Annotated in this window: 16 protein-coding genes; 5 read left to right on the top strand and 11 right to left on the bottom strand. The window is 35.0% G+C overall.

Features of this window, described 5'->3' with window-relative positions; translation table 11 throughout:
• Positions 1-1,974: a DUF1800 domain-containing protein gene (locus GM921_RS09430; RefSeq protein WP_182922397.1), complete on the bottom strand. Its 1,974-nt coding sequence runs from the start codon at positions 1,972-1,974 to the stop codon at positions 1-3.
• 367 nt (positions 1,975-2,341) lie between these two features.
• Here GM921_RS09430 and GM921_RS09435 point away from each other — a divergent pair, with 367 nt between their 5' ends.
• From GM921_RS09435 to GM921_RS09445, 3 genes are read left to right on the top strand one after another with little or no spacing between them, the layout of a single operon-like run.
• The gene (locus tag GM921_RS09435) at positions 2,342-3,223 is read left to right on the top strand and encodes a hypothetical protein (RefSeq protein ID WP_182922398.1); all 882 of its coding nucleotides are present in this window, start codon (positions 2,342-2,344) and stop codon (positions 3,221-3,223) included.
• Positions 3,223-3,627 carry a hypothetical protein gene (locus GM921_RS09440; RefSeq protein ID WP_182922399.1) on the top strand — a complete coding sequence of 135 codons (405 nt, stop codon included), beginning with the start codon at positions 3,223-3,225 and terminating at the stop codon, positions 3,625-3,627. Before GM921_RS09435 ends, GM921_RS09440 begins: the two co-directional genes overlap by 1 nt.
• 22 nt (positions 3,628-3,649) lie before the next feature.
• Complete coding sequence (locus GM921_RS09445) at positions 3,650-4,492, top strand: hypothetical protein (RefSeq protein ID WP_182922400.1); 843 nt, start codon at positions 3,650-3,652, stop codon at positions 4,490-4,492.
• A gap of 9 nt (positions 4,493-4,501) precedes the next feature.
• On the opposite strand, the gene GM921_RS09450 is transcribed toward GM921_RS09445, so the two are convergent.
• The 6 genes from GM921_RS09450 to GM921_RS09475 all read right to left on the bottom strand — a co-directional run bounded on the left by GM921_RS09450 (position 4,502) and on the right by GM921_RS09475 (position 9,532).
• Entirely contained in the window at positions 4,502-5,956 is a 1,455-nt protein-coding gene (locus tag GM921_RS09450) for a glycoside hydrolase family 30 protein (RefSeq protein WP_182922401.1), read from the bottom strand.
• A 178-nt stretch (positions 5,957-6,134) separates the two neighbouring features.
• Positions 6,135-7,412 (bottom strand): MFS transporter, encoded by a 1,278-nt coding sequence (locus GM921_RS09455; RefSeq protein ID WP_182922402.1) that lies wholly within the window; start codon positions 7,410-7,412, stop codon positions 6,135-6,137.
• Between the two features lie 4 nt (positions 7,413-7,416).
• Entirely contained in the window at positions 7,417-7,641 is a 225-nt protein-coding gene (locus GM921_RS09460; RefSeq protein WP_182922403.1) for a hypothetical protein, read from the bottom strand.
• A 13-nt stretch (positions 7,642-7,654) separates the two neighbouring features.
• A complete protein-coding gene (locus tag GM921_RS09465) occupies positions 7,655-8,245 on the bottom strand; it encodes a TetR/AcrR family transcriptional regulator (RefSeq protein ID WP_182922404.1) in 591 nt (196 codons plus the stop codon).
• Positions 8,246-8,319: 74 nt separating this feature from the next.
• Positions 8,320-8,625 (bottom strand): GNAT family N-acetyltransferase, encoded by a 306-nt coding sequence (locus GM921_RS09470; protein ID WP_182922405.1) that lies wholly within the window; start codon positions 8,623-8,625, stop codon positions 8,320-8,322.
• Between the two features lie 25 nt (positions 8,626-8,650).
• Positions 8,651-9,532, bottom strand: coding sequence for an urea transporter (locus tag GM921_RS09475; RefSeq protein WP_202985647.1), 882 nt, complete (start codon positions 9,530-9,532; stop codon positions 8,651-8,653).
• 163 nt (positions 9,533-9,695) lie between these two features.
• Here GM921_RS09475 and GM921_RS09480 point away from each other — a divergent pair, with 163 nt between their 5' ends.
• Positions 9,696-10,058 (top strand): hypothetical protein, encoded by a 363-nt coding sequence (locus GM921_RS09480; RefSeq protein ID WP_182922406.1) that lies wholly within the window; start codon positions 9,696-9,698, stop codon positions 10,056-10,058.
• Positions 10,059-10,155: 97 nt separating this feature from the next.
• Here GM921_RS09480 and GM921_RS09485 read toward each other — a convergent pair whose 3' ends face one another.
• The 3 genes from GM921_RS09485 to GM921_RS09495 all read right to left on the bottom strand — a co-directional run bounded on the left by GM921_RS09485 (position 10,156) and on the right by GM921_RS09495 (position 16,168).
• Positions 10,156-12,033 (bottom strand): RagB/SusD family nutrient uptake outer membrane protein, encoded by a 1,878-nt coding sequence (locus GM921_RS09485; RefSeq protein ID WP_182922407.1) that lies wholly within the window; start codon positions 12,031-12,033, stop codon positions 10,156-10,158.
• Between the two features lie 11 nt (positions 12,034-12,044).
• The gene (locus tag GM921_RS09490; RefSeq protein WP_182922408.1) at positions 12,045-15,092 is read right to left on the bottom strand and encodes a SusC/RagA family TonB-linked outer membrane protein; all 3,048 of its coding nucleotides are present in this window, start codon (positions 15,090-15,092) and stop codon (positions 12,045-12,047) included.
• 389 nt (positions 15,093-15,481) lie between these two features.
• Positions 15,482-16,168, bottom strand: coding sequence for a GNAT family N-acetyltransferase (locus GM921_RS09495; protein ID WP_182922409.1), 687 nt, complete (start codon positions 16,166-16,168; stop codon positions 15,482-15,484).
• Between the two features lie 147 nt (positions 16,169-16,315).
• Here GM921_RS09495 and GM921_RS09500 point away from each other — a divergent pair, with 147 nt between their 5' ends.
• Positions 16,316-17,176, top strand: a complete 861-nt coding sequence (locus tag GM921_RS09500) for an AraC family transcriptional regulator (protein ID WP_182922410.1) — start codon at positions 16,316-16,318, stop codon at positions 17,174-17,176.
• A 164-nt stretch (positions 17,177-17,340) separates the two neighbouring features.
• On the opposite strand, the gene GM921_RS09505 is transcribed toward GM921_RS09500, so the two are convergent.
• Positions 17,341-19,494: an alpha-L-fucosidase gene (locus GM921_RS09505; protein WP_182922411.1), complete on the bottom strand. Its 2,154-nt coding sequence runs from the start codon at positions 19,492-19,494 to the stop codon at positions 17,341-17,343.
• Between the last annotated feature and the right edge of the window lie 96 nt (positions 19,495-19,590).

A 19,590-nucleotide genomic window follows, 5' to 3' on the forward strand; every position in this document is an offset into this window, starting at 1 on the left:
TTATTTACGTTGAAATTCTGGTGATCCAATAATAACCCCTACAACTTGAGCAAGCATTGTATTTGTACCCGCTTTTTGTGCTGGTTCTTTGTTAAACAATGCTTTTTTTCCTTTTAGTTTTTCCTTATCCGTACCCTGTTCCATTATATTAGCATCTTCATTTGCCATAGTATTCATTTGTTGTGGCGGTGCAGTTTTTGCAGCAGCTTTAGCCACATTCCCTTCTAAGTTCGGGTCATTTAACATGGGTTTTAGTCTTGCTATGGTTTCATCGAGTTTTCGCTCTGGCATCATCAATTTACTATAAATTAATAAGGCGGCTTCTGCACTTTCTGGTTCGTGATTATCATTCAGCGCCGCTAAATTAAACGTAATACCTGGGATACGTTGTGAAGCTAGGGCCAAACCAAAATTCATGCGGTTTAATAGTGAACCTGTATTTATCCAATACTGACCTCTATCTGGGAAACCAGTTGGAGCTTGGTAATAATACATTTGTTGGCCCATTTTGTTAATCCATGTATATAATTGGTACGGCTGATTAATTTTTGCGTCTAAACTTCTAACGGCACTTATGGCAAGTTCAAAAGGAGATTTTGTTTTTTCTCTTAAGGCATTTGCCGACCAAAATTCTGGTGCGCTAACCATGGTCATTAATACGCTTTTAATATTGCCATTGCTGCTTAAAAATGTTTTGGACATTTTATCTATTAGGCTTTGTGGTGGGTTATCGCTCACAAAACGTGTAGCAATCTTTTTAGAAATGAATTTTGCTGTAGAAGTATGATGAGCTAACATTTCTAATAATGCTACTCCTTCTTCATATCCACCACCTTCGGGAAATTTCTGTCCTAAAACTGTTTTTTCTCCATTATCATGGCGGTTCATCACAAAAAGAAAATCTCCATCGTGTACAAAACCGCGTTTTTTCAGGTTATCATCACCTGCTTTTTCTAGTATTTTTTTCATTGGTGAACCATACCCATTTTCGCCCATTGGTGCTATTGTCCAGCCGGTTAAAATTCTGGCTGCTTGCGTAACATCGCTTTGCGTATAGCCGCCATCAACACCTAATGTATGCAGTTCCATTACTTCGCGGGCATAATTTTCATTTAGTCCTTGTTTTTTGTTGTTATTTTGAGGGAGTTTAGCTTTAGCGACTTGAGCTGCAAGTTGACCTCTTTTACGTCTTTGTGCGGTTTGATCGCTCATCATCATATCGCCTCCAGATTCTAGAACAGGAATATTAGTCCCTGTGCTACTGAAATTGTCTAAATACATCAGCATTGCTGGAGATTTAGCTGTATTCAATACTAATTTGTCAAAATCGCCAAAAACGTTTGGGCGTATCACATCACGTTCGTAGGCTGGAATAAAAGAAGCGCATTGGTTTTTGCTCAATGCCACATTAAAATGATTGAACCAAAAATCGGTCATCAATTCTTTTAATTGATTATGAGTATAAGCGGCTCTTAGTATTTTTTGGTTGATGAACTGACGATATAATTCTTGTTGAGGTTTAAAACCTTTTTCTTTCATATAGTTAGCTAATGTTGCTCTATATTCTTTACTATTGGCTTTGTTTACTGAGTCTTTGTGGATGTAACCATCTCTTACCGCAAGCCTAACTACATTTCTCGGAAAAATATTTTCTACCTCTGTATTGGTTAAATTTATTGCATCAAAATTGCCAAGCATTCCGTTTAAGGCAGTGTCTTCTAGATCACCATCTAGTTGTTGCTTTAACCATTTTTCTAGGCCCATTTTCATCACTCGTTCTACATCGCCTTCTTTGGCGCCATACGTAAAACGACTTAATAAATGTGCCGCAGCTTGTTGCTCTGTTAAACCTGCCTTTTTATACGGCAACGAAATTTGCTCGTTTGGCTGCGTGGTTCTTACATAGGAAGAAAGCAACAGTGCACAAATAAATGTGATGCTGCATACATAAAAGTTGTGAATATTTTTTTTCATCTGGTTGGCAATTACAATGCTATGACAACGAAAATTAGAGAAGGATTAATAGTACTAACGAAAAAAATGAATTGAAGTTTTAAGTTTATCGCCACAGATTAAACTATAATCGGATCTATCTACTAACCTGTGGCTAAATTTTTAGGAGCTGAAAGCTATATGGACTGAAAGTTCATAGTTTTAACTGTTACTGTAAAGAACAAACTAGGTTTTCAAATATTTGGGTGTTAAACACTTAAATAGTATTTGTTTAAAAAAAAGCAATTATTTGTTATAACTTTTATTTACTTTGTAAATGTTAATTAGGTTTTTACCTAGTTAGCCTAAGTTTAACGCTCAAAAGAATAGACATTAATGCTCCAAATTCATGATTAAGGCAATAAGAATAAATCATCTATTAAAAACTGGTTTTCTTTTTGCAATTGCTGTGTATATGCTTAGTCCTAAACTTGCATGTGCTCAAAATAATTTCGAAAAAGAATTAAAAAAGAAAATGGATTCTTTAATTGCAGAAAAAGGTCCTTTATTAATTGGGCAAACCATGTTACCAAATAATGGAATACAGAGTTTGATGACTCCATCTGCATGGGGTAGTTATGGTACTTATGCATTTGGTGTATTAGGTAGTATTTATCCTACAGCATACAGTAATAAACCAGATTTAGTATCTGCATTCGGCCTTACGTTTGGTAATCCTGAAAAAAGCGTTAATATTTCTGCCAGTGTAAATGTGACAAGAGTGACTGAACTACGTGATCTTTCACTAAACCTAGTTGTTAATAGACAAATATTTAAGGCCAGTAGTATTTCTGTTGGTGGAGTTCAATTGTTTGCCAATCCAGATGTATCAGATTCTCCAGATGGGACCTATTATATTGCTTTTAGTCATGCTGTACAAACTGTTCGCTCTAAACGTGCTGGCTATTCTGCTTTAGGGTATACCATTGGTTTTGGTACTGGAAGATTTTTACACAAAAGCCCATTTGATATAGCTGCTGGTAAAGGTAAATATGGCACAGGAGTTTTCGCAAATGTCTCGTATGAGGTGTTTGATCAAATAAATATTAATGCAGAATGGTCTGGATTAAACTTAGGGTTCTCTACAGGTGTAAGGCCAATAAAAAACAATGCCCTTACTCTTGGATTAGGAGTTTATAATTTAACAAAATATTCGGGCGATAAAGTTTCTATGCTAGGAACGTTATCCTATCCAATTTATTTAGGTAAACGCAATAAAAATATTAACTAATGAAAAAGCACATTTTTATTTTGCTGTTAATTATAGCAGCCTTTAGTGTAAAAGACGCAAGTGCGCAGAGTGGTAGTAGTAATAATTCCGATTGGAAAGTTCCTTTGCCTACGCCAACATTACCAAAATCTGTACCAACCGTAGCACCAACAGCTACGCCAACTACGGTTCCGGCTACACCAACAATGCCTACTTTAACACCCGTAAATACAGTAGTACCTAATAACCTTATCCCGGCTATTCCAGCAACTCCTGTACCTCCGCCAGCTCCAACTCCTGCAACAACTACTGCGGCTGCAGCTGCCCCAGTTACACCAACAGCTATTACTTTACCAGCACTTCCTATTTTACCTCCCGTTCCGCCAATTCCGCCGCTTCCAGAATTAAGATTAACTAATCCTTAAGTCTAAAATTAACGCCATCTTCATGTATAACGATATTAAGTTAACTTTAAAAATAACCTTACTCTTTTCATTTATTTTGCTGTCTTTTACTAGTAAGGCGCAAGAGAAGCATCGTGTTTTCAATTTTAAAATAGGTAACGAGTTTCAAAGAGAAGTTCTATCAAATTCTAAAGCTGTGGTTCAACGTGGAAATCAAACTTTAACTGTTAATACCACTTCTTCTCTTACTAAATTATATAAAGTAACTACTGCTGATGATAAGGGTTATGGATTAAATGTAACCATTAAAAAAATGGATAATTTAATTGATGCGCTTGGTAAACAATTCCATTATAATTCGGAAGTGAAGGGAGATAGTACTTCTAAAATTGAAAAGGCATTAAATTTTATGCTGAATAAACCTGTTGATATTGCAATTGATAAATATGGTGTGCTTTTATCTTCGACAGAATATAAAAGCGAACTAGCTACCGATACGTTAATCTCATTTGCAGGTATACAAATGGAAACATTTGAAAAAGGAGCTTTATTAGGTTTATTGGCTGATATGAACATTAATAGCACCTATAAAAAAGGTTACGCATGGACTGATTCTGTTCAAATTAATAAGCAGAAATTAGTGACAAAGTTTTGGATAGAAGACATTAACGAAAAAAATACCATTATAAAATTTAGCAGTTCTATTTTTACTACATTGCTTAATAGCAATTCTAATGGCACGTATGTTTTAGATAATGCTACGGGTATAATTGCCGAAAAATTAGTGTACACGGTTTCTACAGGATACCAAGTTTCTAGCGGAGGAATTTCCTATGCCGTTTCTAGATCTACTAGTCTTTCGGAAAAGAATAAGCAAATTCGCTGACCATACTACTTACTTAATAATCAATGTACAAATGGAGTGCGGTAAACTCACCGTTTCTGCTGCATTTCCTTGCATCCATAAGTGATAAGGTAATTTTTGGTCGGTGCTGTTCATTACCACTACAACTATAGAACCATCAGGATTTTGGAACGCTGTGCTAATCAGCATTGAGCGGCTTGGAGAGCTAATAATTCTTTTCGCCCCTGGCTTAATAAATTTAGAGAAATGACCGATGTAGTAATACGAATTGGTATACATTAATTTCCCCGTTTGGATATTGGCATGAATTGGCGAAAAACAGAAATTACCCACATGATTTGGTCCACCGTTTTCATCTAAAAGGATATTCCAGTCTGTCCAGGCAGCTGTACCTGCATTAAAATCGTTAATCATAGAAAATCCGTAGCGTTCGCCTAATGACCAATCGTTAATTCGATCTAAACTATATTTCTCTACACATCCTTCAGTAAAAATTAATTGTTTTGAAGGAAAAGCTTCATGCACTCTTTTTAAATTCTCAAAATTTTGACTGCTTCCTGTCCACGTTTCATACCAATGAAAACCAATGCCCCAAAGATATTTAGCTGTTTGCGGGTCATTTAACAAAGTTGATGCACGTTGATAAATTAAATCACGATTATGATCCCAACCGATTAGCTTTTTGCTAGCCATATTATTTTTGTGCAACGTTGGGCCTAAAAATTTTTTAATAAAATCTCTTTCTTCTTCGGCAGTATATAAACACGATTCCCATTTTTGAGTTGCCATTGGTTCATTTTGAACGGTTAAGCCCCAAATTGGTATGCCTTCTTTTTCATAGGCTTGAATAAATTTCACATAGTAATTTGCCCAAGATTGATTGTAAGCTGGCAATAAAGAACCACCTTTTAACATGTTATTATTGGTTTTCATCCATGCTGGCGGGCTCCATGGACTTACAAATAGATTGATTTTTCCTCCAGCAGTTGCTGTAGCTTGTTTTATTAAAGGTATTTTAAATTTTCTATCGTGATCGATATTAAATGTTTTTAATGCTTTATCGTTTTCTTCAACATACGTATAAATATCGCTAGAAAAATCGCAACTATTGATATTTGTACGAGCAATTGTATAGCCAATACCTTTCTTTTTATCGTAATACGCAGTTAATAATTCTTGCTGGGCTGTTTTAGGCATTTTTGCAAAAACTTCTGCAGAGGCATCTGTAATTGCTCCTCCAATTCCTAAAAACGTTTGAAAAGTTTTACTAGGATCTACAAAAACCAAAGTCTGCGTTTCTACAGGTTGTTTTAGAGGTTTAAAGGTTAATACCCCTGTTTCTTCCATCGGTTTATCTGAACCTTTTACAGTAGTATAAACTGTTATCTTTTTAGTCGAAAAAGAAGTTGATTTTAGCTGTGCAAAAGATGCTACGTTAGCAAAAGTTAAAGCAGCCAATAAAATGATTTTTTTGGATTTGTTCATTTGTATTTAAAATTGGTTCGATAAAACGAATTGCAATTTCCTCATTTTAAAGGCACAAACCAATAGCTAGACCAACCGTAAACTTATAATTCTACGCAAAGGTTTGCCTAATCTCTTAAAACCAACTAGTTTACAAATTGAGTAGTGGATTTGTAGTGGTTGCCAAGCAAGCAACTCGTTAAATTCCTTCGCTTAATACGATTTCTTCCTCTACTTTAGCTAAATCTATTTCGCTACTTTTCTCAGTAACCATTTTACTCACTCTGTACATTAAAAATATGCTGATAATGGAAATTACAACAATTACATAGCCAACAATATTATAGTTTTCGAGCGGGCTAAATTTAGTTTTTTGAACTACTATCATTCCGGCAACTGCCGCAGCCACACCACCAGCTATTTGTTGTAACGATGCATTAATACTCATAAAAGCGCCACGATCTTCCATTTCTGGTATTGCACTTGTTAAGGCCGATGAAGGAATCATTCTACTCATCACCCCCATCATCATTAAAATATTAAGAATAACTACAATCCAAAATGGTGTAGCAGAAAGATTTGTGTACAATACGCACATTCCCATCATCCAAATAGTAGCACCCGCAAATATTTTAAACTTGCTAATTTTATCACTCATACGACCAATTATTGGCATAATAACGAGCGAACTTAAGCCTGATATCATAAACAACATGGGTAATTGCTCGTTGGTTATTTTTAAATTATTAATGGCAAATGCACTACCAAATGGCATCATCATAAAACCACCAATAGATAATAATGCGGTTGATGTAAAACCGATACGATGTTTACGTTTTTTTACTGTATGCCATAAATGCAAGAGTGCTGATTTATCTTTTTGAATGGCTAAATGTGCTGTAATTGGTTTTAACTTAATCAAAATGATGATTGCAATAATAATTGCCAGCGATGCTACCATTAAAAAAGGTGCTTCCCAACCCCAAAAATTCGCTAAATAAAGTCCGATTGGCACACCTAAAACCTGACTAGCACCAAAACCCATTTGTACAAATCCCATTACTCGTCCGCGTTGTTGTAAGCTAAATAAATCGGTAATAATTGCCATTGAAATTGAGCCAATTACACCGCCAAATAAACCCGTAATAATTCTTGCAGCAACCAACTCAACATACGTGTGCGCTAAACCACAAAAAAATGTTCCGACAATAAAGCCGAAATAAAAGAACATCAATAATTTTTTTCGATCAAAACGATCGGCAAAACCCGCTGTAAGTAAGCCAGAAATACCTGCACTAAAGGCATAGGCAGAAACTGCAATACCAAAGGCAGATGGTTTTAAACTCATTGATTTCATTAAAATATCGCCCAATGGCGACATTACCATAAAATCTAATATTACGGTAAATTGTGTAATTGCTAAAAGAAAAATCACTAATTTTTGATAGCCTGTGAATGGAATAACTTCTTGTTTCATTGGATTAGGTTAATTCACAGCAAAAGTGACCATGATTAGTAATAAGTTCTATAATTTGTTGATGATTTAACGTGTGAGATACTATTCTTAATATGCAATCTTGGTCATCTAAAGCAACATTCCATTGCTCAATACCTTCATAACCATTTAAAATAGCTTGTAGTTTGGCTTTGCAATCTTCGCTTTTAATGTCGGTTTTAAATAATAAGATATGATCAAAATTGTCCATAAGGGATTTAAAATTAATTTTTTAAGGCTTTGATGACTAAATCGAAAGTTTGCCATAACATTTTGTCTGTCATTTTAAAAGGCCTGCCTCCAACGCTATGACCTTCAGTATCAAATCGAACTAGCGCATACAATGGTGCGTAAGCTATAGACCAAAATACTTCTAATGGCATAGGATTAATCTCACCTCTTTTTACCACACTATCCATAAATTGCCCAATAACTAGTTTAAATTTCTGCATGTAATTATCCAAAAATCGGCTTTGATACGTTGAGTTACGTAATTGTTCAAAAAATGAGATAGAGTATGGGTTTTCGAGCATGTAGGCATATCGATTTTGCCATTGCACCCGCATTCCTTCTTCAAAAGAAACTGTTGGATCAAAATTTTTAATCATCGCATCGCCCATGGCATCACCTTCTTCTTTAGCAATGCTGATGAGCAAATCGTCTTTATCTTTGTAATAAATGTAAAGTGTTGCGACAGATATTTCGCAAGCTTTGGCAAGTTTGTTCATACTAAACCCTTCAAAACCATCTTTAACTACACTTTTAATAGCCATTTTTTTAACTAAGCTGACCTTATCTTCATCTCTAGTTCTCATGGCACAAATATAAATGAATATTCATTCACTTATAAATTAATTTGTATTCTTTGTGTAATTTAAAAATCCATCAACTATAAATCTTCTTTGGACTTCTTCCAGATATCTTCAAATTCTTCTGGATGTCTTTTGAATTGAGCATGAACATAAGGGCAAAGTGCCACTACTTTAAGTCCGTGTTTGCGGGCATAACTTACCATTTCATTAAGCAAGTTTTTCGCTAATCCTTTACCTTCTGCTTTTTGTGCAACTTCTGTATGATATACAATTAAATCTCCGCCAGAAATAGACAATGCCATTTCTGCTAGTTGCTCTTCTCCATCCATAATAACAAAAGCACCACGACCTTTATCATTTAAATTTAGCTTAATATCTTCCATGATATTTTGAATTAATTGATTAGAATTATTGAGGGATTTCTTGTCGTTTTGCTTGAAATATATGTTTCGCAATTAAACTAAACCAAGTAGCAGCTACAAAAGGGAATGTTAATGCTGGTAAATTTAGCTTTCTCATCATAATCATAATTAACACCGATAATACAATAGATAGCAAGGCTAATATAAAATCAACTCGTTTTGTACCCGCAAAAGTGATGGCACATAAAACTGCATTATAACTTAACAGACCTAAATAAATATCGTGCAAAGGTTCTCCAAATTGGTAGGCTATACCTGCGCTTATTAGTGTTGCTATCAATGTGTAAACTGCTGCAATTGGTTTGTGAATAAGCACCCCAATAAAAAAAGCGATTCCTGCCCAAACACTCCCTTGAAAGATAACTTGCCCAATGGCATGAGGAAAAAGAATTAAATCACTATTGCCAGCAACATCTACAGTTTGTGGCTGAAGTGTTACCAATGCAGGAAAATAATGAAATACTGCTAAAAACCCCCAAGTAACCAAAATGAAAGGGAAAGTAAATCCAGGTATCTTTTTGACTATAAAAAAGTGCTGAATACTAGTAGCTAGCATGGAACCAATAAAAATAGTAAGCCAAATCATAATTGTTGGTTCGAAAAAAACAACTAGGGCTACACCAACTAACGTTGCACTAAAGCCATACAATCCACTATTAATTTCGCCTTCATCATATTTAAAGAACTTGGCAGTAAACGTTCCAACTAGCACAGAAAAAATTGCAGCCAAGCCCATTGTTAATGAACCGCAAAATATACCAACAAGAAAAAGCAAACCTGTCCAAGCATTTTCTTGTAACATAATTTGTGCAACGCCTTTAAGAAAAGGTGCAATAGCAATAAAAAGTGATTGTTTTTTTGCCATCATTACGTTCATTTTTGGTTAAAAAATATATGCTATGGTTAAACAAATATGTCGATTTATTTGATATTTTGATACCATGCTTTTATCTATTGTAGCTTAATTCTCATTATATGGAATTTAAAAAAGAATTTTCGATATTTGAAACTATCTGTATTGATGATCTCCAATGAATAAATTTAGTAAAAACTATACAATTGCCTCTAATCTGGTGCTATGCAGTTTTATAATTGGACTTGTAATAGTCTTTGTTCGTGGACTCGATGATTGGGGAGATATATTTATTGCTGGCGTATTTTTAGGGCTGAGGTATTTTTCTGTCTTTTTAATTAAAAGACGTTTTACTTGGGCAAAGTATCTGCTCATTATTTTGATTCTCAAAAATATACATCGCTTATTCAATTTAGAGACTTCTTCTCCTCAGTTTAATACGTTCGCAATAAGTCTGGTTATTTTACAAATTGTAATAACAACGGTTGCGCTTTTTCTGATTACTAAAATCCCGAAACTGGATTTAAGAAGGAAGTACTAAGTCTGTAAAAATCAATTCTATTAAAATAAAAAAAGAGGCAGCCTTTTTCAAGCACTGCCTCTAACTTATAAACTACCAATTCTGTTCTTATAACTAGTTATGGGATTTTATCAAGCGGTGCAACATTGTTTTCATACCCACTATATCCTTTATTCTGATTAATACGCCCATTTGTATTAAATCGTTGCGCACTTCCAGGAACTGGCCATAAAACGTGATATGGAGATATTTTGAAGTTTACACCAGAAACTGTAGGCACTTGATTCTTGTAAAAATCATTCTTTTCAATTATCCTATCATAGAAAAAATTATTGTCAGAAAAGCTTGCCAAATTGTATGTTTTACCATTGTATGCTGGTTTGCCGGTAGTTGCAAAAATATAGGCAATACGGGTTAATTCCGTTTTACGTGGCTCTTCATAATACAATTCTCTAGCTCGTTCATCTAATATTGTACCGATAGTTACCAAATTAGGATCTGTAAGTAAAGTTGCATTTGCTCTTGATCTTACCTGATTAATATCGGCCATTGCTAACAGTAAATTACCTTTCCAATAATAAGCCTCAGCTCTTAACAAATACGTTTCTGCCAATCTAAAAATGTACCAATCGGTGTTCGTTCCTCTAGGTGGTGACCAATATTTATCAACTGCCAAAGCGTTTGTTGTATTGATAAACGTTTTATAATGTGGCCAGCCAAAAAAGTGACGGATGGTATCTAAGCCTTTATTCAAAAACATGTTGTTGATATTTGCAGGGGTTGCATCAACCAATGGTTTGCCATACAATGCTTTTTCTGTTGGATTAGAAGAATTTTTTAACGCTGGGTTATTATACACCAAATCAGTCATGTTTATCCACATACCTGGCGCATGGCGATAATCAGTATTGTCTGTCCAGATGTATTTGGTGCTATATGGCGTTCCGCGATACCTACCAATTCCTCTACCATACATTAACGTTAACGGAATTTCTACCGTAACACCATCTACAATGGCTGGGTTTAATCCTGATGGGGTTCTTAGATTTGCAAAATGCCATGCAGGCACACAATTGCGCATTACCTGAGAGCCAAAAGCTGTTGCGCCTGCAAGTGTTTCTCTATCAATTGCTAAAAATAAAGTTTCCTTATTCGCTGCAATTGCCTTATTATCCATTCTATGTAAATCCCACACCACATTTTTTGTTGCATCTCCTGCAGTACTTCCAAAACGGGTTCTCATTAATGAATATTTTCCTCCATTAATTACATTATTTGCAGATGTAATGGCATCATCAAAATCGCCCAAAGCCAAGTTTACTTTTGTTAATAAATGACTTACTGCACCTTTTGTTACTTCACCTCTATCTACGTTATCTAATACCCAAGTTTCAGCAAACAACAAATCACTTTTCATCTTTTTCAGGATAACATCACGCTTTGTAGAAAAATAATCAAGCCTTGGTTCAGTTAAATCTTTCAAAATTAGCGGCACATCACCAAATTGGTGAACTAATCTGTAGTAATAGTAAGCACGATAAAATAAGGCTGATCCTAAGATTGAATTCTTTTCAGCATCATTTTTAAACGTAACCTTATCGATGTTATTAATAATCGTGTTCGCATACCTAATGCCTTTAAAACCCTCTATCCAATAGAAACCAATTCTATTAAAATCCGGGTTATTTAACTCAGCATCAGGCGTTACTCTGGTATTCATGTCCTGAGCTTGCGTACTTTTATCGGTTGTGCCATCTACAGCTACATCAGAGAAAATAGATTCTGTAACTATCGGAGCCATATCTCCAAAAAACTCTTGTCTAACATTTAAGCCCAATCCTGCTAATGCAGCCTTCATTCCGGCAACATTACTTAAAGCCACTTCTGGCTCAAATTTCGAGAGAAATCCTGAATCAAGATCAGCCTTCTTGCAACTATTAGCAGCAGTCATTAAAACGACCAGTGCTATAATTAATCTTTTATTTAAAATTTTCATATCTATAAATTCTATAATGAAATATTTAGTCCTAGTGTATAATATCTTGGTGTTGGACCATTATTTTGCGGATCCCATGTATTCCAATCAGGTGCGTAAAGTGCTGCGTTATTAACGTTGAAATACAATTTTGCACTTTGTAATTTCACTTTGCTGATTAAATCAGTTGGCAATGTATAAGAAAGCGCTACCGTATTTAATCTAATAAATGAGCTTTTTCTGTACACATTAAAACTGGTTCCACTTAAGCCAGAACTTAAACGAGCATACTCATTTGTTGGATTATCTACTGTCCAGTAAGGAACAACATAAGAACTAGTCCGACCAAAACCAACACTACCTGGTTGATTTAAACCTTGGTTATCCTGCGCTTTTTGTCCCCAATTTGAGATCAATTGGAACGAAAGGTCGAAGCTTTTATAAATATTAAATTCATTTCTAACCGCCCAAGTAAAACGAGGATTACGATAGCCCAAAAACTGCTTGTCTGCATCGTTATAAATGTAATTACCATCAACATCCTGTAATTTATAATCACCTGGTTTTATCCCTTTATTAAATTTGTTGGCTTCAGCAACTTCACTAGTTTGCCATACCCCTAAAATTTTGTAATCCCATATTACGTCAATGTCTTTTCCAATAAACCATCCATTACCCAAATCATTATTTGGTGTCGCAAGGCGGATGATTTTATTTCTGTTTAAAGAGAATATCACATTAGAATTCCATAAAATTTTACCAGAGGTGATGTTTTTACTACTGATAGAAAGTTCAAAACCTTTATTGTTAACTGCACCAATATTAGAAATTACATTAGATGCTCCAGATACGTTTGATAAGGTTTGACTAATCAATAAATCTGATGTTTTTTTATCATAGTACTCTAAGGCACCGTTGATTCTGTTATTAATTATTCCAAAATCTAAACCAACGTTTAATGATTTCGTTTTCTCCCATTTCAATTCTGGGTTTCCAATTCTAGCGCCACCAATTAAGCCATTTACTTCTGCTGGCACTCCACTTGCATTTACAGATTGATATTTCACCAAATCTTCGGCAGATAAACTCGAATATTGATCTACCACTCTATTTCCATTTTCCCCGTAAGAAACCCTTAGCTTTCCATAATTAAGCCATTTGATATCTTTCAAGAAACTTTCTTCTGTAAATGTCCAAGCTACTGCTGCAGATTGGAAGGTTGCTCTTTTATTATTAGCCCCAAAGCCAGAAAAACCATCACGGCGTAAAGTGTAAGAAAAGTTATAGCGACTCTTTAATGAGTAATTGATTCTGCCCATTAAAGCATCACCTTTATAAGCCTGATCATCGCTACTCACACTTGCCTTAATACCGCTACCTAAGTTATGGTACCCAAGAATATCACTCGGAATAAATCCTTCATTTCCTGATAAGGTATACCATGATTGGTATTTTTCACCATTTACTAAGAAGGTAACATCAAAATTGTGGATTTTACCAATCGTTTTATTCCATTTCAGCAAATTATCAACCTGCCAATTGTATCTTGTTTCTTGCGCTCGTGTAGCAGAACCGCCCGGCGTGGTAACGTTCGGATTTAATGAAGAAGATGCATTGAATGTACGGTACATATCTATACCCGGACTAAAATTTAGTTGGTAAGTAATTCCAAATGGTAAAGTTGCCTTGGCATAAATACTTCCAAATAAAGTATTTAATCTTACCATTCTGCTGTTATAGGTTGGGTTTAAGAACGGATTTCTTGCATTCAAACCATTGTCATCAGTTGGAATTCTTCTTAATGAACCATCAGGATTGTAATAATCACCATAAGGAGATAAACTTGTTAATTGGCCCCAATCTGCTTCTATAGAGCCCTCATCGCGGTCGGCATATTGAAAGTTAATACCAACATTTAAAAATTTAGCAGCTTTTGCATCTAAATTTACTCTGGTTCTAACTGTACTAAATTCGCCACCTTCAATTAGGTTTTCATTTTTTAAATAACCGAGAGACATGTAATAATTGATCTCATCTTTTCTGCCAGACATGCTTAAGGTATGGTCTTGGCGTTGACCAGTACGGAATAATAAATCATACCAATTTATAGTTTTACCAGCGAAGTAGTTATTTTTTTCGTTAGTAAGCAGGCCTAATCTGGTTAACCAAAGATCTTTTGGATTTGTAGTAGTTTGTCCATTAAGCCATTGCGTCATGGTAACACCAGCGGGCAAATTATCAGGATCATTATAAATATACGCTGGGCTGGTTCCTGTGCTTCTTGCTACATCTCCACGCCAAGCTAAAAAGCCAGGTCCATCATAAACTGGTTGATCTTTAGAAAGTGTAGCAATCCCAAAATTGGTATTGAAGTTAATTGTAGGTGTACTCGATTTACCTTTTTTAGTAGTAATGGCTACCACACCAGTTGCAGCTTTAGAACCATAAACGGCAAGCGAACTTGCATCTTTTAATACATCAATTGTTTCAATATCATTTGGGTTGATATCTGAAAGTTGCCCGATGTAAATTACTCCATCTAAAACAATTAATGGTGATGTACTTGCTGTTAAGGTCGTTTTTCCCCTTACCAACAAATCACCTCCACCTTTAGCACTTGTATTCATGCTAACCGCTAAGCCTGCAATATTTCCTTTAAGGATATCGGCAACACTTTGTGGATTTTCATTTTCTAGCTGCGCCGCTTTTACGCTAGATATTGCTCCCGTTACATCTTTCTTAAGCGCTGTACCGTAGCCTACTACCACAACATCTGAAAGTTCATTTACAGACTCGACTAATTCAATGTTGATTTGACTTCGATTATTCACTGCAACCTCTTGGGTTTTATATCCTATCATAGAATATACTAAAGTTGAATTGCCAGGGGCGGTAATTGAATATGCCCCATTACCATCGGACGAAACCGCAGCTTTTGAATTTTTAACATTTACTGAAACCCCTGGTAATGGAGTTCCATTCTTGTCCTTTATACTACCTTTTATTGCGACATCCTGAGCGAAACAGAATACGTAGGTGAAAAGGACCATACTAATAAGTAGGGTAATTTTTTTTCTCATGTTACATTTGGTTAGAATAGTTTTGTAAGGTAAATCTATTTTAAAATTTACAGAATAACAAAATAAAAAATAGCATAAATAGCTTATAATTAGATAGTTATAAATATTATGATACGCTTAATCCGCAATGCAAAACCAATAAAATCGCACCGTAATATTGCTGTGACGCGTTTAAGATTTTTTGAGCAATACGCTTCACGCACAATGAAAAATAACTGAAAAAAAATACAGAATGCTCTATAATAGCTCAGAAATAAGCTATTTGAGATTAGCAACTTTGTTAAATCGCGTGAATTGTTAACTAAGAATAACTAGAAAAACACCAGCCTTGCTGAAAAAGTCTGAATTTTTATGTGGTGTTTTCCCATTGGGATAGTAAAAATATTGGATTAAACTGCTATTTTTTGAAACACATAAGCAATCATTTCAGTTCTGATATGAAATCCTAATTTTTTGTACAGTTTAACCGCACCATCATTATCGTTTCTTACATGTAGAAAAGGAGTTTCTGATTTCTCCAGTATTCTTTTGATTTGTTCGCGAATAAGCCCAAAAGCATATCCTTTTCCTAAATGATTTGGATGAGTACACACTGCACTAATTTCTACATAAGGCGTTGGATTAAACCGATGACCAGCCATTGCAACTAATTTATCTTCATTAAATACACCAGTATAATTTCCAAGTTCTATTGTTCTTGAGCGAAATGGACCAGGTTCTGTTAATTTAACAAGCGCCAACATCTCTTCCACATGAGATATATCCAAATTCATAAAATCTAAATCATTTTCTGTAGGAAGCTCTTTAGGCTCATAAACCATTTGAAACATATCAATTTGATGAACTAATTTCCATCGATTAGGAATATCATATGCTACTGGTGTAAAAACTACGAATGTACTTTCTTCAGCGCTGTTCTCATAAAGGCTTTCAAAATCTTCTATCGAATTATCTTTTAATCCTGCAAATGGTGCAATATCTCCCGAATAATATTTTACATTCTCTGTTCCACTAGCAAAAATGTGGTGAGCAGCTTGTAGTGAATTGTAAATCGGGTTATCTAGTATATGCTCCATTTTGCCTTTTATTTTCTTCTGTTACGCAAAGATATCAAAAAGCCGAATTATTATTTTTCAATCTAAATAATAAGCGATACTATGATATTTTATTTATTTTTAACTGATATTTAACAATAATGCTGAATTTTTTTCATTAATGTAATTATGAAACCGCAACTTTTAAAAGTATCAACAGACTTAATTCATTCTTTTAGTTCGAGAAAAGATACTGTTGCAGATATTAATAGTCACTGGCATTACCACCCAGAAGTAGAACTCATTTATTTTGCAAAAGGAAGTGGTATGCAGTTCATTGGCGACAGTATAGAAACTTTTAATACTGGTGATGTAATTTTAGTAGGTAGTAATGTGCCGCATTATTGGCGTTTTGATAATATTACAGAAGATGATCACGATGTGGATGTAAGGGTAATTCACTTTAATGAAAATTTCTGGGGATCTGATTTTTTGAGCCTACCGGAAAACAAGGAATTGAAAGACCTTTTACAACATGCACAATTAGGCGTGCAAGTGGTGGGACCTGCAAAAAAAGAAATTGCAAAGCTAATTACCAAGGTAATTGAAACCGATGGCTGTCGGAAAATTATTAACCTAATGGAATCTTTATTATCTATTGCAGCCGCCAAAGAATTAAAGTATTTAGTTTCTGTAGGTTTCAAATACCACTTTCAAGAATCAGAAAAAGATCGCATGCACTCTATTTATAATTATACGATTTCTAATTTCAAGGAGCGAATTGACCTAAAAACTATTGCCGAAGTAGCTAAAATTAGTCCCAATTCTTTTTGTAAATATTTTAAATCGCGAAGCAAGAAAACCTACTCCAGATTTATCAATGAAATTAGAGTTAGTCATGCCTGCAAACTTTTAATGGATGGCAAAGCAAGTGTAAAAGAAGTTTGTTACGATAGTGGTTTTTACAACTTCGCCAGCTTTCATCAGTACTTTAAAAGCATAACAGGAAAAAGTCCATTGCAGTATCAAAAGTCGTTTATCACAGATTAAACAACGAAAGTTCGGGTTAAGAATTGATGTGAAGTTTAGTCCTTTCGCTCGTCATTGCGATCCCGATTTTTCATCGGGAGAGGCAATCTATCCTACAATAAAGATTGCTTTCCCGAAAAGTCGGGACAAGCTGTCATTCTTCCTCGCAAAGACGGCCAATACTTCTAATGAAATAATTGCGAGGCTGTAATTGTTGCTTTCTTACCATTTAAAGGTTCCATACTTACCGTTAGATTATTACCTCCACCACTATCGTAGTATCGTAAATCAATTTTATGATATCCTTTTTTTAGTGCAATTGCTCCACTTGGTTTTGGTTTGCCTTTAGCAGCATCATTTTCTGCCACCTCTTCACTATCTATCCAAAGTTTACTTCCATCATCAGAGTCTAGATAAAAAGTATATAAATCATCTTTATCTACATACACATATCCCGTAAAACGGAAAGCAAATTTATCTTTTCTTTCTTTTTTGTCAATTGATAAAGTACCGGTAATTCCTTTGGTTTTAACTGCAGCATTTGCTATGGTTTCCATATTAATCTTACCTTCAAGCTCAAGGTATTCATACTTTATTCCTTGTTTTGCAGCAACTTTAGTCGCAGCTTTCCACTGATAAACATTTGCTTCTTTAGCACTTACATTACTTGTTAAAGCGCCTTCTTGCATCGCGATAGCTTTAATAGTGCTTTTAGTGGTTACATTAAAGGGTTTGCTATACTTGGCAGATTTAGTTGTTGGTTCTGTACCATCGGTTGTATAATAAATTGCTGTTGCATTAGTTGTTAGCTGAACCGTAGTTTGTAAAGTTTTGCTATTTTGAACTACATCAATTTCTGGTTTATGTGCAAACTGACCAAACCCTGCAATTTTTAGTACATACGCATACGGCGTTTTAAATACATTTGGATCATACTCTGGTAAATTAATTTCTGTTGCATCATTATGAGTATGCCAACTTACTTTCGCTGTACTACCTAACAAGCTTATTGAAGCATTTGTAGGCAACACAATATTTTTTAAAGTGATTTTTTTGCTAGAAGGGTATTTTGGCAAAATAGCATACAATGAATTAGTGGTAGGATTATACGTATAAAAAACCTCTTTCACCGCAAAACCTGGATCTGGATCAATGGTGATTTTAGTCATGTAATCGTTAGTAGTTTTCCAATCTCCTTCCACTTTTTTAGATTGATAATTCTGATTTCCTTCACTCCATTGAAAAGCATTTTTCCATCTAATGGTATTATAAATTGCTTCTCCATTCAGGTTCAACCAATCGCCCATTTGCAATAAACGCTCCTGCATAATTGGTGGAATTTTTCCGTGTTCATCTGGCCCAATATCCAATAAAAAATTACCGCCTCTACTCACTTTATCTATTAAAGAAATAATCAGTGATTGTGTAGTGTTATAATCCCAAGCATCTTCTCCACGATTGTAACCATAAGAATATCCCATGCCTCTGCTTTCTTCCCAAGCATGATCTTCAAAATCAAGATCTGGCTGATATTCTGGTGTATATACCTGCCCATGATTAAAACGAATACCACTACCCCATCTATCGTAGGTTACTATCGAATTTTTAACCGGACTTGAGTTATATAACCACGCCAAAAACTCTTGCGAACGCCAAGTTTCTGCTGGCTGATCCCAATCACCATCCGTCCAAAAAACATCAGGTTTATAGGTATTAATTAAATCTAACATTTGCGGATACATATGCTTATCCACGTAGCTTTTTTTATCTTTTTGATACAATGGGTTATACCATTCGTACAAAGAATAATACATACCTGGCCTCACGCTAGTTTTGCGCAAAGCAGTAAACAAATCTCCTAATAAATCTCTATGCGGACCAGTAGTAACCGAATTCCAAGGAAATCCCCAGGTTTTATCTGTTTCTTTACTTGGCCAAATGGCGTAACCATCATGGTGTTTAGAGGTTAGCACTACATATTTTGCACCCGATTGTTCAATAACTTTAGCCCATTCATCTGGGTTATACAATTCGGCCTTAAAATCTTTAGCCAGATCATAATAGCTACGATCGCCAAAACGCTTTTTTTGATACGCAATACGAGCAGTATCTTTGCTATTTAATCCATTTTGATACCATTCGGCATAGTCGCCTTTTTTACTCCATCCGGGAACAGAATACACTCCCCAATGAATAAATATACCAAACTTAGCTTGACCAAACCATGTTGGAATAGGCCTAGTATCTAAACTTTGCCAGTTAGCTTGATAATTTTGAGCATGAATAGAGGATGATAAGCTGAGCGCTAATACTAGAACAAGTAGAGGTTTAAGTTGCATATGATTTTGATTTGTGGTCGATGCAAATAAACAAATAATGCTTAAATAGTAAGCATAAAATATCACATTTGAGAGTTGATAAACTAAATTGTAGGG

The sequence above is a fragment of the Pedobacter planticolens genome, assembly GCF_014172375.1.
Classification (GTDB): domain Bacteria; phylum Bacteroidota; class Bacteroidia; order Sphingobacteriales; family Sphingobacteriaceae; genus Pedobacter; species Pedobacter planticolens.

What these genes read in the sequence shown, in the direction of transcription:
- GM921_RS09430 (WP_182922397.1), bottom strand. Translation starts at nt 1,974, where the DNA reads ATGAAAAAAAATATTCACAACTTTTATGTATGCAGCATCACATTTATT.
- GM921_RS09435 (WP_182922398.1), top strand. Translation starts at nt 2,342, where the DNA reads ATGATTAAGGCAATAAGAATAAATCATCTATTAAAAACTGGTTTTCTT.
- GM921_RS09440 (WP_182922399.1), top strand. Translation starts at nt 3,223, where the DNA reads ATGAAAAAGCACATTTTTATTTTGCTGTTAATTATAGCAGCCTTTAGT.
- GM921_RS09445 (WP_182922400.1), top strand. Translation starts at nt 3,650, where the DNA reads ATGTATAACGATATTAAGTTAACTTTAAAAATAACCTTACTCTTTTCA.
- GM921_RS09450 (WP_182922401.1), bottom strand. Translation starts at nt 5,956, where the DNA reads ATGAACAAATCCAAAAAAATCATTTTATTGGCTGCTTTAACTTTTGCT.
- GM921_RS09455 (WP_182922402.1), bottom strand. Translation starts at nt 7,412, where the DNA reads ATGAAACAAGAAGTTATTCCATTCACAGGCTATCAAAAATTAGTGATT.
- GM921_RS09460 (WP_182922403.1), bottom strand. Translation starts at nt 7,641, where the DNA reads ATGGACAATTTTGATCATATCTTATTATTTAAAACCGACATTAAAAGC.
- GM921_RS09465 (WP_182922404.1), bottom strand. Translation starts at nt 8,245, where the DNA reads ATGAGAACTAGAGATGAAGATAAGGTCAGCTTAGTTAAAAAAATGGCT.
- GM921_RS09470 (WP_182922405.1), bottom strand. Translation starts at nt 8,625, where the DNA reads ATGGAAGATATTAAGCTAAATTTAAATGATAAAGGTCGTGGTGCTTTT.
- GM921_RS09475 (WP_202985647.1), bottom strand. Translation starts at nt 9,532, where the DNA reads ATGATGGCAAAAAAACAATCACTTTTTATTGCTATTGCACCTTTTCTT.
- GM921_RS09480 (WP_182922406.1), top strand. Translation starts at nt 9,696, where the DNA reads ATGAATAAATTTAGTAAAAACTATACAATTGCCTCTAATCTGGTGCTA.
- GM921_RS09485 (WP_182922407.1), bottom strand. Translation starts at nt 12,033, where the DNA reads ATGAAAATTTTAAATAAAAGATTAATTATAGCACTGGTCGTTTTAATG.
- GM921_RS09490 (WP_182922408.1), bottom strand. Translation starts at nt 15,092, where the DNA reads ATGAGAAAAAAAATTACCCTACTTATTAGTATGGTCCTTTTCACCTAC.
- GM921_RS09495 (WP_182922409.1), bottom strand. Translation starts at nt 16,168, where the DNA reads ATGGAGCATATACTAGATAACCCGATTTACAATTCACTACAAGCTGCT.
- GM921_RS09500 (WP_182922410.1), top strand. Translation starts at nt 16,316, where the DNA reads ATGAAACCGCAACTTTTAAAAGTATCAACAGACTTAATTCATTCTTTT.
- GM921_RS09505 (WP_182922411.1), bottom strand. Translation starts at nt 19,494, where the DNA reads ATGCAACTTAAACCTCTACTTGTTCTAGTATTAGCGCTCAGCTTATCA.